The organism is Actinokineospora iranica (assembly GCF_900101685.1).
GTDB lineage: Bacteria > Actinomycetota > Actinomycetes > Mycobacteriales > Pseudonocardiaceae > Actinokineospora > Actinokineospora iranica.
In genome coordinates this window covers 1,004,381-1,018,305 of record NZ_FMZZ01000001.1, presented here as the reverse complement: position 1 = coordinate 1,018,305, position 13,925 = coordinate 1,004,381, and the positions used below count along the sequence as shown (strand labels likewise).

14 protein-coding genes are annotated in these 13,925 nt (G+C 71.4%); 12 read left to right on the top strand and 2 right to left on the bottom strand.

Annotated features, from left to right (window positions below; genetic code table 11):
* Entirely contained in the window at positions 1–1,101 is a 1,101-nt protein-coding gene (locus tag BLS56_RS04700; protein WP_091448427.1) for an ABC transporter ATP-binding protein, read from the top strand.
* Between the two features lie 19 nt (positions 1,102–1,120).
* Here the strand turns inward: BLS56_RS04700 and BLS56_RS04695 are convergent, their stop codons facing one another.
* Together BLS56_RS04695 and BLS56_RS04690 are read right to left on the bottom strand one after the other, a co-directional pair.
* Positions 1,121–1,540, bottom strand: coding sequence for a hypothetical protein (locus tag BLS56_RS04695; protein WP_091448424.1), 420 nt, complete (start codon positions 1,538–1,540; stop codon positions 1,121–1,123).
* A gap of 50 nt (positions 1,541–1,590) precedes the next feature.
* A complete protein-coding gene (locus BLS56_RS04690) occupies positions 1,591–2,103 on the bottom strand; it encodes a CGNR zinc finger domain-containing protein (protein ID WP_091448421.1) in 513 nt (170 codons plus the stop codon).
* A gap of 78 nt (positions 2,104–2,181) precedes the next feature.
* Here BLS56_RS04690 and BLS56_RS04685 point away from each other — a divergent pair, with 78 nt between their 5' ends.
* From BLS56_RS04685 to BLS56_RS04635, 11 genes are all read left to right on the top strand, one after another.
* Complete coding sequence (locus BLS56_RS04685; protein ID WP_091448418.1) at positions 2,182–3,477, top strand: MATE family efflux transporter; 1,296 nt, start codon at positions 2,182–2,184, stop codon at positions 3,475–3,477.
* 106 nt (positions 3,478–3,583) lie between these two features.
* Positions 3,584–4,912: an MFS transporter gene (locus tag BLS56_RS04680; RefSeq protein ID WP_228771347.1), complete on the top strand. Its 1,329-nt coding sequence runs from the start codon at positions 3,584–3,586 to the stop codon at positions 4,910–4,912.
* Between the two features lie 17 nt (positions 4,913–4,929).
* Positions 4,930–5,838 (top strand): tRNA pseudouridine(55) synthase TruB, encoded by a 909-nt coding sequence (gene truB / locus BLS56_RS04675; protein WP_175482657.1) that lies wholly within the window; start codon positions 4,930–4,932, stop codon positions 5,836–5,838.
* A 42-nt stretch (positions 5,839–5,880) separates the two neighbouring features.
* Complete coding sequence (locus BLS56_RS04670) at positions 5,881–6,837, top strand: bifunctional riboflavin kinase/FAD synthetase (protein ID WP_091448415.1); 957 nt, start codon at positions 5,881–5,883, stop codon at positions 6,835–6,837.
* Positions 6,838–6,946: 109 nt separating this feature from the next.
* Positions 6,947–7,417 (top strand): transcriptional regulator, encoded by a 471-nt coding sequence (locus BLS56_RS31255; RefSeq protein ID WP_091448413.1) that lies wholly within the window; start codon positions 6,947–6,949, stop codon positions 7,415–7,417.
* The gene (gene thpR, locus BLS56_RS31250) at positions 7,414–7,938 is read left to right on the top strand and encodes an RNA 2',3'-cyclic phosphodiesterase (protein ID WP_091448411.1); all 525 of its coding nucleotides are present in this window, start codon (positions 7,414–7,416) and stop codon (positions 7,936–7,938) included. Before BLS56_RS31255 ends, thpR begins: the two co-directional genes overlap by 4 nt.
* 134 nt (positions 7,939–8,072) lie before the next feature.
* Positions 8,073–8,342 carry a 30S ribosomal protein S15 gene (gene rpsO / locus BLS56_RS04655; protein WP_091448409.1) on the top strand — a complete coding sequence of 90 codons (270 nt, stop codon included), beginning with the start codon at positions 8,073–8,075 and terminating at the stop codon, positions 8,340–8,342.
* A gap of 261 nt (positions 8,343–8,603) precedes the next feature.
* Entirely contained in the window at positions 8,604–10,853 is a 2,250-nt protein-coding gene (locus BLS56_RS04650; protein WP_091448408.1) for a polyribonucleotide nucleotidyltransferase, read from the top strand.
* Between the two features lie 14 nt (positions 10,854–10,867).
* Positions 10,868–12,253: a M16 family metallopeptidase gene (locus BLS56_RS04645; protein ID WP_407640484.1), complete on the top strand. Its 1,386-nt coding sequence runs from the start codon at positions 10,868–10,870 to the stop codon at positions 12,251–12,253.
* Positions 12,250–13,017 (top strand): 4-hydroxy-tetrahydrodipicolinate reductase, encoded by a 768-nt coding sequence (dapB, locus tag BLS56_RS04640; RefSeq protein ID WP_091448404.1) that lies wholly within the window; start codon positions 12,250–12,252, stop codon positions 13,015–13,017. The genes BLS56_RS04645 and dapB overlap by 4 nt, the downstream gene beginning before the upstream one ends.
* Before the next feature lie 343 nt (positions 13,018–13,360).
* Positions 13,361–13,798 (top strand): hypothetical protein, encoded by a 438-nt coding sequence (locus BLS56_RS04635; RefSeq protein WP_091448402.1) that lies wholly within the window; start codon positions 13,361–13,363, stop codon positions 13,796–13,798.
* The last annotated feature ends 127 nt before the right edge of the window (positions 13,799–13,925 follow it).

Sequence of the window (13,925 nt, the reverse complement as noted above, 5' to 3'; positions counted from 1 at the left end):
ATGGCAACGGTCACCTTCGACGGCGCCACCCGCTACTACGCGGGAAGCCCGGTCCCTGCGGTGGACGGCCTGGACCTCGCGGTCGCCGACGGCGAGTTCCTGGTCCTGGTCGGGCCGTCCGGCTGCGGCAAGTCCACCACTCTGCGGATGCTCGCGGGCCTGGAGGGCGTGGACGACGGCGCGATCCGCATCGGCGAGCGCGATGTCACCGACCTGCCGCCCAAGGACCGCGACATCGCCATGGTGTTCCAGAACTACGCGCTCTACCCGCACATGACGGTCGCGGACAACATCGGCTTCCACCTCAAGATCGCGAAGATGCCCAAGGCGGAGCGGGCGGCCCGCGTCCGCGAGGCCGCCGCGCTGTTGGACCTGGAGCCCTACCTGGACCGCAAGCCCGCCAAGCTGTCCGGCGGCCAGCGGCAGCGGGTCGCGATGGGCCGGGCGATCGTTCGCCGCCCCCAGGTGTTCTGCATGGACGAGCCACTGTCCAATTTGGACGCGAAGCTGCGCGTCCAGACCCGCGCGCAGATCGCGTCCCTGCAGCGGCGGCTCGGCGTCACCACGATCTACGTGACCCACGACCAGGTCGAGGCGATGACCATGGGCGACCGGGTCGCGGTGCTCAAGGATGGGGTCTTGCAGCAGTGCGACACCCCGATCGGCCTGTTCGGCCGCCCCGCCAACCTGTTCGTCGCGGGCTTCATCGGCTCGCCCGCGATGAACCTGATCCCCACCCGGGCCTCCGGTGAGTCCGCCGACGTCGGCGGCACCCCGATTCCCCTCTCGCCCGCCGCCCGCGCCGCGCTGACCAGCGAGAACATCGTCGTCGGCATCCGCCCCGAAGGCTGGCGCACGCTCCCGGCGGGCGACGGTGTCACCGCGACGATCGAGGCCGTCGAGGAACTGGGCAGCGACCAGTACCTCTACTGCTCCGCCGACACCCCGCACCTCACCCCGGACGGCACGGCGCCGCAGCCCATCGCCGTGCGAGCGCCCGGAATGTCCCCCTGGCGCCGCGGCGACAAACTCGGCCTGGCCCCGCAACCCGGCGCCGTCCACCTCTTCGACGCCGAAACCGGCGCCCGCCTGCCCGACTGAGAGTTCGACTCGGCCTGGCCTAGTGGGTGGTGAATCGCTGAGAGTGGACAGTGCCTAGCTCGACACCGTTCTCATCGGTTGTGACGACCTTGAAGCGATATGTCCCAGCGGAAGGAATCTCACCGCCCGGTCCCTTGAGCCAGTAGGTGTCCTCGTAGTCCCAGCCCGGTTCGGGGTAGAGCATGGTCGACTGGGTGGCGAAGTCCGGCTCGGTCCAGCCCCCGTCGAGAAATTGCTGGATGTGGATGGTGTTCAGAGTGATGACTTCGGTGATGTTCGTTACTCGCAAAACGATCGTGGCTCCGGCGTCGCGCAGCGAAGTCTCGGCGCTGGGCGACATGGCCGCTTCCGCCTGAGCCACCGGCAAAGCCGTTTCGGCGACCCCGAGGCCCGCGATAGCGATCGCGGCGGCCAGCGTCAGCTTGCCCAACGTCTTCATCAGTTATCCCCCATCGTCAAAATCACTTCAGTGTAACCGTCGCGGAAGAGTCAATCCCGGTTTCGGGAGCGGAAAGCGGCCACGTGGACGCGGTTCGCGCAGCGGGGGGAGCAGAAGCGCTTGGCTCGGTTCGTGGAGCTGTCCAGGTAGTAGTTGCCGCAGTCCTCCGCGGCGCACTGGCCCCAGCGGTCCAGGCCGTGCCGGACGACCGCCTGGGCCAGGCCCCACGCCGACGCCGCCGCCACCTCGGTGGCGGGTGGGGCGTCGGCGTCGGCCACGTGGATGTGCCAGGCGCCGCTGTGGCCGGAGAGGCGGGGGCGGGGCGGGTGGGCGGCCAGCAGGGCGTTGACCCCGGCCAGCACCTGGTCGGCGTCGCCGGAGACGGCGGCGTCGAGGACCGCGCGGGCGTCGGACGCGACTGACCGCAGGACGGTGAGGTCTTCCTCGGTCGCCCGGCAGGCCCACCAGGGCTCGTCGTGCAGGGCGGCCTGGAGCGCGGGGACGTCCGGGAGATCCGCGTTCACCAGGCGGAGTGCGACATCCAGGTAATCACCGTTGTCCAAGTCCGGTCCTTACGGCTAGCGTGTCAGGGGCGTAAGCAGTGATAGCACCTTACGGAGAGCACCTTACTGGGAGGGCGGATGGACCGCGTGCCATTGCGGCAGGTGGCGGGGCTGGCCCTGCCCGCGCTGCCGGTTCTCGCGGCCGAGCCGCTGTATCTGCTGGTCGACACCGCCGTCGTCGGGCATCTCGGCGGCACGCAGCTCGGCGCGCTCGGCGTCGGCGCGATCGTGCTCGCCCAGCTCTCCACGCAGCTCACGTTCCTCTCCTACGGGACCACCGCCCGCGCCGCCCGGCTACACGGCGCGGGCCGCCGCGACCAGGCCGTCGCGGAGGGGGTGCAGGCCACCTGGCTCGCGCTCGGCGTCGGGGTCCTGCTCGTCGCCGTCGGCCAGTTGCTGGCCCGCCCGGTCGCCGAGGCGCTGGCCGGGCCGGGCGCGGTGGCCGACGCCGCCGTGGGCTGGCTGCGGATCGCCCTGCTCGGCGTTCCGCTGATCCTGGTGACCCTCGCGGGCAACGGGTGGATGCGCGGCGTCCAGGACACCCGCCGCCCGCTGCGCTATGTCCTCGCGGGCAACGCCGTGTCCGCCGTGCTCTGCCCGCTGCTGGTCGGCGGCTGGGGGTTCGAGGGGTCCGCCGTCGCCAATGTCGCCGGGCAGGTGGTCGCGGGCACGCTCTTCCTGCGGGCCATCGGGTCCGAGCGGGTCCCGCCGCGGCCGCGGGTCGAGGTCATGCGCGCCCAGCTGGTCCTCGGCCGCGACCTGGTGCTGCGCAGCCTCGCTTTCCAGGCGTGCTTCGTCTCCGCGACCGCGGTCGCCGCCCGCACCTCGGTCGGCGCGGTGGGCGCGCACCAGGTCGTGCTGCAGCTGTGGACGTTCCAGGCGCTGGTGCTCGACTCGCTGGCGATCGCCGCCCAGTCGCTGGTCGGGGCGGCGCTGGGGGCGGGGGAGGACCGGCGCGCCACCGGGCTCGCCCGCCAGCTCTCCGGCTACGGCTTCGCGCTGGGCGTCGTCTTCGCCGTCGGGTTCGCCGCCCTCGCCGGTGTCCTGCCGCACGTGTTCACCGACGATCCGGTCGTGCTGGCCGAGATCCCGCACGCCTGGTGGTTCTTCGTCGCGCTCCAGCCGATCGCCGGGATCGTGTTCGCCCTCGACGGGGTGCTGCTCGGCGCGGGGGACGCGAAGTTCCTGCGCACGGCGACGCTGCTGGCCGCCGTCGTCGGGTTCCTCCCGCTGGTGTGGCTGTCGCTGGCGTTCGGCTGGGGGCTGGTCGGCATCTGGCTCGGCCTCGCGCTGTTCATGGTGGCGCGCCTGGGAAGCCTGGTGCTGCGCGCGCGGTCGGGGCGGTGGGCGGTGGTCGGCGCCATCCGGACCTGACTGTCCATATGGGACTGTGATCGATCGCACGCTTAGCAATGCTAACGATCAAGCCTGCCCGCGCGCTGTAATGGACGGGACCCTCACCGAAGACGGGAGAACGTCAGTGCCTGCCGCCAAGCGCCGAGCGCTGGTGATCTGGGCTACCGCCGCCGCTGTCTACCTGATCGCGGTGTTCCACCGCTCGTCCCTCGGCGTGGCCGGTTTGCAGGCCGCGGACCGGTTCCACCTCGACGCCGCCGCGCTCGGCGCCTTCACCGTGCTGCAGATCGGCGTGTACGCGCTCATGCAGATCCCGACCGGCCTGCTCGTCGACCGCTTCGGCCCGCGCCGGATGCTCACCGCCGCGGCCGTCCTGATGGGACTGGGCCAGGTCCTCTTCGCCGTGGCGGCCACTTACCCGCTCGCGCTGGTCGCCCGCGGCGTGCTCGGCCTCGGCGACGCGATGACCTTCGTCAGCGTCCTTCGCCTCATCGCCGCCTACTATCCACCGCGCCGCTACGCCACGTTCGCCGCGATCACCGCCGCCCTCGGCGCCGTGGGCAACCTGGCCGCGACACTGCCGCTCACCCTCCTGCTCGCCGACGCGGGCTGGACGGCCACCTTCGCCGTCGCGGGCGCGGCCACCGCAGGCTACGCGGTCGTCGTCGCGCTGCGCGTGCGCGACACCCCCGAAGGCGAGCAGGCGCACCGCTCCGACGCCGTGGGCGCGCGCGAGGTCGCCGACCAGGTCCGGCAGGCGTGGCGGGTGGCGGGCACCCGGCTCGGCTTCTGGGTGCACTTCTCGACCATGTTCGCCCCGGCCGTGCTCGGCCTGCTCTGGGGCTTCCCGTACCTGGTGCAGGCGCAGGGCATGTCCGCGGCCGCCGCGGGCGCGGTGCTGAGCCTGCTGGTGGTCGTCGGCATGGTCACCGGGCCGTTCATCGGCGAGTTCATGGGCCGCAGGCCGCAGGCGCGCGTCCCGATGGTCGCGGCCTACCTCGGGGTGGCCATGGTCCTGTGGGGGCTGCTGCTCGGCTGGCCGGGCGGGGTCGCGCCAGCGCCGCTGGTCGTGGTCGCCTTCGGCGTGTTCTCCGTCGGCGTCCCGCTGTCCGGCGTCGCGTTCGCGCTGGCCCGCGACTACAACCCGATCCGCCGCGTCGGCACCGCGACCGGCCTGGTCAACGTCGGCGGGTTCACCGCGGTCACCATCACCGCGTTCGGGATCGGCGTGCTGCTCGGCGGCGACGCGGCCGCCGCGGACGCGGGCGCGTTCCGGGTCGCGTTCCTCGCCGTGGCCGCCGTGCTGCTGTTCGGGTCCTGGCGCACCCTGGTGTGGTGGCGGCGGGCGCGGGCAGCGGTGTTCGCCGCCGACGCCCGCGGCGAGGCCGTTCCGGTCCAGATCCGGCGGCGGACCTGGGACATCCCGGCGCGGGCGCGGACCGAAACCGCGTGAGCATAAGATTTCCGCTCGTGTCCCGACCCCAGTCCCGCCCCACCGTCCCCCCCGGCCTCGTCGTCGTCGACAAGGCGCCCGGCATGACCTCGCACGACGTCGTCGCCCGGGTCCGCCGGATCATCGGCACCCGCAAGGTCGGCCACGCGGGCACCCTCGACCCGATGGCCACCGGTGTGCTGGTGCTCGGCGTCGAGCGGGCCACCAAGCTGCTGGGACACCTCGCCCTCGACCGCAAGGTCTACCTCGCCACCATCCGCCTCGGCGCGGCAACCACCACCGACGACGCCGAGGGCGAGTTCCTGGGCGCGCCCGACCCCGCCGCGCTCGCCGCCGTCACCGACGAGGCCATCGCCGCGGGCATCGCGGCGCTGACCGGCCCGATCGAGCAGGTCCCCAGCTCGGTCAGCGCGGTCAAGATCGAGGGCAAGCGGGCCTACGCGCGCGTCCGCGCGGGCGAGGACGTCCAGATCCCCGCCCGCCCGGTCACCGTCCACCGCTTCGACCTGCTCGCGGCCACCCGCGCCGAGACCGCGATCGACCTCGACGTCATGGTCGACTGCTCGTCGGGCACCTACGTCCGCGCGCTCGCCCGCGACCTCGGCGCCGACCTCGGCGTCGGCGGCCACCTCGCCGCCCTGCGCCGCACCACGGTCGGCCCGTTCGACCTGCGCGTCGCGCGGACCCTGGAGCGGCTGGAGTCCGAGCCCGGCCTGTCGCTCGACCTCGACGCCGCCGTGGCCGCCGCGTTCCCGCGCCGCGACCTCGACCGGGTCGAGACGATCGCGCTCGCGCACGGCAAACGGCTGCCCGCCGCGGGCATCGCGGGCACCTACGGCATCTTCGACCCGTCCGGCAAGGCGGTCGCGCTGGGCGTGGACGAGGGCAAGACCGCGCGGGCGCTGGTCGCGCTCAACGTGTCCTGACCCACCCTGTCCCCGCCTCGCCCACCAACTAGGCTGTCCGCCGTGCAGCGTTGGCGCGGTCTCGCGGACCTACCCGGTGGCTGGGGTCGCTGTGTGGCGACCATCGGCGTGTTCGACGGAGTCCACCGCGGACACCAGGAGCTGATCGCCCGCGCGGTGCGGCTCGCGCGGGAGCGGGACGTGCCCAGCGTCGTGCTCACCTTCGACCCGCACCCCGCCGAGGTGGTGCGCCCGGGGAGCCACCCCGCGCAGCTGACCACGTTGCGCCGCAAGGCCGAACTGGTCGAGAGCCTGGGCGTGGACGTGTTCTGCGTGCTGCCGTTCACCCCGGAACTGTCCAAAGTGCCCGCCGACGAGTTCGTGCACGAGGTGCTGGTCGAGCGGCTGCACGTGGCCGCGGTCGTGGTGGGGGAGAACTTCACCTTCGGCAACCGCGCGGTGGGCAACGTCGAACTGCTGACCGCGCTCGGCCACCGGTTCGGCTTCGCCACCGAGGGCGCGAAACTGGTCACCGCCGACTCGCCGGGCGACATCACCTTCTCCTCGACCTACATCCGCGCCTGCATCGACGCGGGCGACGTGCGCGCCGCCGCCGCGGCGCTGGGCCGTCCGCACCGGCTGGAGGGCATCGTCGTGCGCGGCGACGGCCGCGGCCACGAACTCGGCTTCCCGACCGCCAACCTGTCCACCCCGCGCTTCGCCGCCGTCCCCGCGGACGGCGTCTACGCCTGCCGGTTCACCCTGCTGACCGCGCACGGCAGGGAGCCGCTGACCGCCGCCGTCTCGGTGGGCACGAACCCGACGTTCTCCGGCCGGGAGCGCCGCGTGGAGGCGTTCGTCCTCGACGTGGACGAGGACTTCTACGGCCAGCGCGTCGCCCTCGACTTCGTGGAGCGCCTGCGGGCGATGGAGAAGTACCCCTCCAGCGAAGCGCTGGTCGAGCAGATGCACCGCGACGTCGCCCGCACCCGCGAGCTGATCGACGGCCCCGCAGCGTGATCGGTCCGCCTGCCCGCTGTTGATCCACCTTCGCCGTTCGGTCACCCTGGTGGGATGGGGCCGGCAAGATACGGCGGAGGTCACACGGCGTATCAGGGGAGAGGCGAAGGTGGAGGACCACAAGATCGTCCAGCGGAACATCGCGCTGCAACGCGAGTGGTACGGCGAGCCGTTGGGGGACCGGGTCCGCAGGCTGGTCGTCGCCTTCGACGTCTCCCAGGCCAACCTCGCCGACGTGCTGGGCATCAGCGCCCCGATGCTGAGCCAGGTCATGAGCGGCAGACGCGCCAAGATCGGCAACCCGGCGGTGCTGGCCCGCCTGATCATGCTGGAACGCAAGATCCTCACCCCCGAGGTCGCCTCCGGCCGCCGCGAGGCGCTGCAGAACGCCCTCGACGACGTCCGCGCCTCCAAACCCGCCGTGACCAGGGACAACCTGCCGGTCGACGTGGGTCGCAGCGCGATCATGGCGCTGCGCAGGCTGGCCTCGCCGGAAGACCTCACCGAGGCGGCCGGGCTGCTCGACCAGCGCTTCCCCGACCTCGCCGAGCTGCTGCGCCGGGCGGGCAAGCGCCGGTGACCCGGCTGTTCACCGCGCTGCCGCTGCCGGACGCCGCCGCCGACCATCTGGCGGGCCAGTTGGCCGACCGGCTTCCCACCACGCCGAGCGGGCTGCGCCTCATCCCGCGCGAGCAGTGGCACATCACAGTGGGCTTCTACGGCGAGGACGACCCAAACCAACGCGCCGCCCGCCTCCACGAACGGGTGAAAAACCTGCGCGCACCGCGCCTCTCCCTGGCCGGTTCCGGCACCTTCTCCGGCGTCTGCTGGGTGGGCGTGGACACCGGCGGCCCGGCACTGGGCGCGCTCGCCGAGGCCGCCGACGCGGCTGCGGGCGGCCACGCCCGCTACACCCCGCACCTGACCGTCGCCCGGTGCCCCAAAGGCAGTCCCCTCGCCGAGGGAATGGCGCGTGCGCTGGGTGACTACCGGGGACCGGAGTGGACGGCCGGGGAGTTGGTCCTCTTCCGCAGCGAACTCGGCTCGGCTGGTCCGGTGTACACGCCGGTTGACCAGGTCAGGCTGCGCACGACCGGGTGAGACACGCGGACCTGCTAGCCTTGGTGTTTGGGTCCGGCTGCAGTCCGTGGCGGCCGTGACCGACTAACCCGGGCAGGCTTACCCAAGCCGGACATCCCCGGGCCGCACGGGACGCATTCACGAGGAGATGACGAGTGGCGCTGTCCACCGAGCAGAAGAAGTCGATCCTGACCGAGTACGGCGTGCACGACTCGGACACCGGATCCCCCGAGGCCCAGATCGCGCTGCTGACCAAGCGCATCAAGGACCTCACCGAGCACCTCAAGCTGCACAAGCACGACCACCACTCGCGTCGTGGCCTGCTGCTGCTGGTCGGCCGCCGCAGGCGGCTGCTCAACTACCTGACCAAGGTGGACATCGAGCGCTACCGGTCGCTGATCCAGCGACTCGGCCTGCGCCGATAGCGTGACCCTGGGGGGAGTGGCCTCGGCCGCTCCCCCCAGGTCCATAACCGAATAACGCACGAAGACAGCAAAGACGACAGGGCGAGCACGCCGCGCACACGGGACCAGTTCGCCGGTCCTCGGTAGTGGTTCCCGGGCACAGCCGACCGACACACACGGTGTCGAGTGGCCCCGGGGACTTCGATCGAAGACCGGCCTCGTCCGAACCGCGACCCCGTGCCCGGGTTGCGCGCTCGCCCTGAGACGAGGAGTACCGATTACATGACAGACAACACCGTGCACGAGTCGACAGCCGTCATCGACAACGGCAAGTACGGCACGCGCACCATCCGATTCGAGACCGGGCGCCTCGCCCGGCAGGCCGCGGGAAGTGTCGTGGCCTACCTCGACGAGGACACCATGCTTCTCTCGGCGACCACCGCCTCGAAGCAGCCCAAGGAGCACTTCGACTTCTTCCCGCTGACGGTGGACGTCGAAGAGCGCATGTACGCCGTCGGCCGCATCCCCGGCGCGTTCTTCCGCCGCGAGGGCCGACCGTCCACCGACGCGGTCCTGACCTGTCGGCTGATCGACCGCCCGCTGCGCCCGTCCTTCGTGGACGGCCTGCGCAACGAGATCCAGGTCGTCATCACCGTGCAGAGCCTCAACCCGCAGGACCTCTACGACGTGGTGGCCATCAACGCCGCCTCGGCGTCCACCCAGCTCGCCGGGCTGCCCTTCTCGGGTCCCATCGGCGGCGTCCGGGTCGCGCTGATCGAGGGCCAGTGGGTCGCGTTCCCGACCCACGAGCAGCTGGCGAAGGCCGTGTTCGACATGGTCGTCGCGGGCCGTGTTGTCAAGGGAGCCGGGTCGGGCTCTGTTGATGATGTCGCGATCATGATGGTCGAGGCCGAGGCCACCGAGAACGTCATCGACCTCGTCGCCGCGGGCGCCACCGCGCCCACCGAGGAGATCGTCGCCTCCGGCCTGGAGGCCGCGAAGCCGTTCATCAAGGTCCTCTGCGACGCGCAGGCCGAGCTCGCGGGCAACGCGGCCAAGCCGACCCGCGACTACCCGACCTTCCCGGCCTACCAGCCCGACGCCTACACCGCCGTCGAGCAGGCCGTCACCGAGGAGTTGGCGCAGGCGCTGACCATCGGCGACAAGCAGGAGCGCGAGACGCGCCTGGACGAGGTCAAGGCGCTGTGCCTGGAGAAGGTCGGCGCGGTCGTGGGCGGCGCGTTCGACGGCCGCGAGAAGGAGGTCGGCGCGGCGTTCCGCTCGCTGAACAAGAAGCTGGTCCGCCAGCGCATCCTGCGCGACAAGGTCCGCATCGACGGCCGCGGCCTGACCGACATCCGCGGCCTGTCCGCCGAGGTCGCGCTCATCCCGCGCGCGCACGGCTCGGCGCTGTTCGAGCGCGGCGAGACCCAGATCCTGGGTGTCACCACGCTGAACATGCTCCGCCTGGAACAGCAGATCGACTCGCTGTCCCCGGAGACGCACAAGCGCTACATGCACCACTACAACTTCCCGCCGTTCTCCACCGGCGAGACCGGCCGGGTCGGCTCGCCGAAGCGGCGCGAGATCGGCCACGGCGCGCTCGCCGAGCGGGCCCTGGTGCCGGTGCTGCCCAAGCGCGACGAGTTCCCCTATGCGATCCGCCAGGTCTCCGAGGCGCTGAGCTCCAACGGCTCCACCTCGATGGGCTCGGTCTGCGCGTCCACGATGTCGCTGCTCAACGCCGGTGTGCCGCTCAAGGCGCCGGTGTCGGGTATCGCGATGGGCCTGGTGTCGGATGAGGTCGACGGCGAGACGCGCTACGTCGCGCTGACCGACATCCTCGGCGCCGAGGACGCCTTCGGCGACATGGACTTCAAGGTCGCGGGCACCCGGGAGTTCGTCACCGCCCTGCAGTTGGACACCAAGCTCGACGGCATCCCGTCCGACGTGCTGGCCCAGGCGCTCGACCAGGCGCGCGACGCCCGGTACACCATCCTGGAGGTCATGGCCGAGGCCATCGACGGCCCGGACGAGATGAGCCCCTACTCGCCCCGGGTCACCAGCGTGAAGATCCCGGTCGACAAGATCGGCGAGGTCATCGGCCCGAAGGGCAAGATGATCAACTCGATCACCGAGCAGACCGGCGCCGACATCTCCATCGAGGACGACGGCACGATCTACGTCGGCGCGGCGGACGGCCCGTCGGCCGAGGCGGCGATCGACCTGATCAACGCCATCGCCAACCCGCAGCTTCCCAAGGTCGGCGAGCGCTTCCTGGGCACGGTCGTCAAGACCGCCGCATTCGGCGCGTTCGTCTCCCTGCTGCCGGGCAAGGACGGCCTGGTGCACATTTCCAAGCTGGGCAACGGAAAGCGCATCAGCAAGGTCGAGGACGTGGTCAAGGTCGGCGACAAGCTCCGCGTGGAGATCGCCGACATCGACCAGCGCGGCAAGATCAGCCTGGTCCTGGTCGACGAGGAGAGCGCGCCCACCGAGGACGCGCCCGCCGAGGCGGCTCCCGCCCAGTGACACTCAGTTCCACGGTGACGGCCGCGGGCGCCTCGGGCGCTCGCGGCCGTTCCGCGCCCCCCGTGAAAGGCCACCTGCAGAAGCCCGGCAGCACGGTCGTGCTGGAGCGGTCCGGGGAGGCCGAGGTCAAGCGCACGCTGCTGCCCGGCGGCCTGCGCGTGATCACCGAGCATGTTCCCGGCGTGCGGTCCGCCGCCGTCGGGATCTGGGTCGCGGTCGGTTCCCGCGACGAGCCCAACTCCGTCGCGGGCGCCGCGCACTACCTTGAGCACCTGCTGTTCAAGGGGACCGCGAAGCGCTCCGCGGCGCGCATCGCCGAGGAGATCGACGCGGTCGGCGGCGAGCTGAACGCGTTCACCGCCAAAGAGCACACCTGCTACTACGCGCACGTCATCGACGAGGACCTGCCGCTGGCGATGGACCTGGTGTCCGATGTGGTCTTCGACGCGCTGTGCGCGGAGTCCGATGTGGAGACCGAGCGCGGCGTCGTCCTCGAAGAGATCGCCATGCGCGACGACGACCCGGAAGACCTGCTGCACGACGCGTTCTGCAGCGCGCTGCTCGCCGACCACCCGCTCGGCAGGCCGGTGCTGGGGTCCGAGGAGTCGATCACCTCGATGACCCGCACCGCGCTCAACGGCTTCTACCGGCGCCGCTACACCATGCCCAAGATGGTTCTGTCGGTCGCGGGCAACGTCACCCACCGGCAGGTGCTTTCCCTGGTGCGCAAGGCTTTGCGTGACCGCCTCGTCGGCGACCGCGCGCCTGCCGCGCCGCGCGCTGGCCGTGCCAGGATCGGCAACTCGCCCCGGCTGGTGCTGCACAGCGACGACACCGAGCAGGCGCACATGATGCTCGGCGTGCGCGCCCTCGACCGGCACGACGACCGCCGGTTCACCCTGAACGTGCTCAACGCCGCGCTCGGCGGCGGCATGAGCTCCCGGTTGTTCCAGGAGGTCCGCGAGCGCCGGGGCCTGGCGTACCAGGTGTACTCGTCGGTCGCGGCGTACGCCGACACCGGCCACCTGTCCATCTACACCGGCTGCCAGCCCGACCGCCTCGGCGAGGTGGCTGGCGTCGTCCGCGAGGTCCTGCGCGAGGTCGCCCGCGACGGCTTCACCGACGCCGAGGTGGCCCGAGGAAAGGGCCAGCTGCGCGGCGGGCTGGTGCTGGGCTTGGAGGACACCAGCTCCCGCATGTCGCGCATCGGGAAGGGCGAGCTGGCCTACGCCGACTACCTGACCGTCGAGCAGACCCTGGAGCGCATCGAGGCGGTCACCGCGGAGCAGGTGGCCGCCCTCGCCGCCGACCTGCTGACCCGGCCGCTCGCCGCGGCCGTGGTGGGCCCCTACGCTCACACCGACGATGTGCCGGTTCAACTCCACGAGGTGAGCAAGTGACCACCAGGTCGGAACAAAACCCCATCCGCGTCGGCGTCCTCGGCGCCCGCGGCCGGATGGGCGCCGAAGTGTGCCGGGCGGTGGAAGCCGCGGGCGACATGGAGGTAGTCGCCATGGTCGACTCCGGCGACTGGATGTTCGACATAGCCGACGCGGGCGCCGAGGTCGTGGTCGACTTCACCCACCCCGACGTGGTCATGGACAACCTGCGCTTCTGCATCGACCAGGACATCCGCAGCGTCGTCGGCACCAGCGGCTTCGACGAGGCCAAACTGGCCACCGTCGCCCAGTGGCTGGAGCCCAAACCGGAGCTGGGCGTCCTCATCGCCCCCAACTTCGCCCTGGGCGCGGTCCTGTCCATGCGCTTCGCCCAACTGGCCGCGAAGTACTACGACACGGTGGAAATCATCGAACTCCACCACAACCGCAAAGCCGACGCCCCCTCCGGCACCGCCGCCCACACCGCCCGCCTCATCGCCAAGGCCCGCACCGAGGCAAACCTGGGCGAAATCCCCGACGCCACCACCTCCGACCCCACCGGCGCCCGAGGCGGCCAGGTGGACGACATCCGAATCCACTCGGTCCGCCTAGGCGGCCTGGTGGCCCACCAGGAAGTCCTCTTCGGCGGCGAAGGCGAAACCCTCACCATCCGCCACGACTCCCTGGACCGAAAGTCCTTCATGCCCGGCGTCCTCCACGGCGTCCGAGCCATCCTCGACCACCAGGGCTTGGTAGTCGGCCTGGAAAACCTCCTGGACCTGTGACCCCCAGCCCCACCCGCAGATGTCAGATAGAGCGGTGAGGGATAGCACACCCGCACACCACACCTGCCCAGGGCCACACCCCCGGACCTGGGCAGGTGGCAGACGGGCGGAACGGCCCACCCGCCCTCCTGCCAGCCGTACCCGGCCCTGCCAGGTGCTCGATGGGATCGGAGCAGGACACCCGCCCCCCACGAAGCCGCACCCAAAGCTGCCAGGTGCTCGATGGGGTGGAGTGGTTTCTTCGTAGGGGCCCTGAAGAAACCACTCCACCCCATCGAGCCAACCCCGCAACCCAGCCCCCACCGAGCCAGCAGCAAGCCAGCCACCACAGCAGGGATCGCCAGTGTCCGCCCGAACAGTCTCACTGCTCCTGACCGCCGTCCTACTTCTCTACTTCTTCCTCCTAGGCGGCCGAGCAGTAGCCCTCTTCCGCGACGGCTCCCCCACGGCCATCGCCTTCGGCATCGGCATCCTCCTGCTCCCCCTGGTAGGCGCGTGGGTGACCTGGTCCACCCTCCGCTTCGGCATCCGCACCCAAGAGCTAACCCGCCGCCTGGAAGCAGAAGGCGGCCTCCCAGACACCTCAGATCTCCCCCGCACCCCCTCCGGCCGAGTCGACCGCGCCGCCGCCGACGCCTGGTTCGACACTCACCGAGCCGCGGCGGAAGCCGCCCCGGACGACTGGCGCTCCTGGTACCGCCTAGCCGTCGCCTACGACGTGGCAGGCGACCGCACCCGCGCCCGCGAAGCCATGCGCAAGGCCCTCGACCTCGCCGACTAGCGACCGCGAAGTGCATCGCCAAGGAGACAGGCGCCGGGCTCACCGAGCCGGGACAACCGCGCGCTGGTGATCGACCCGGCATCGTCCGGGTGCGACGGATAGTGGCCACTCGCCGCCCTCGCGAAAA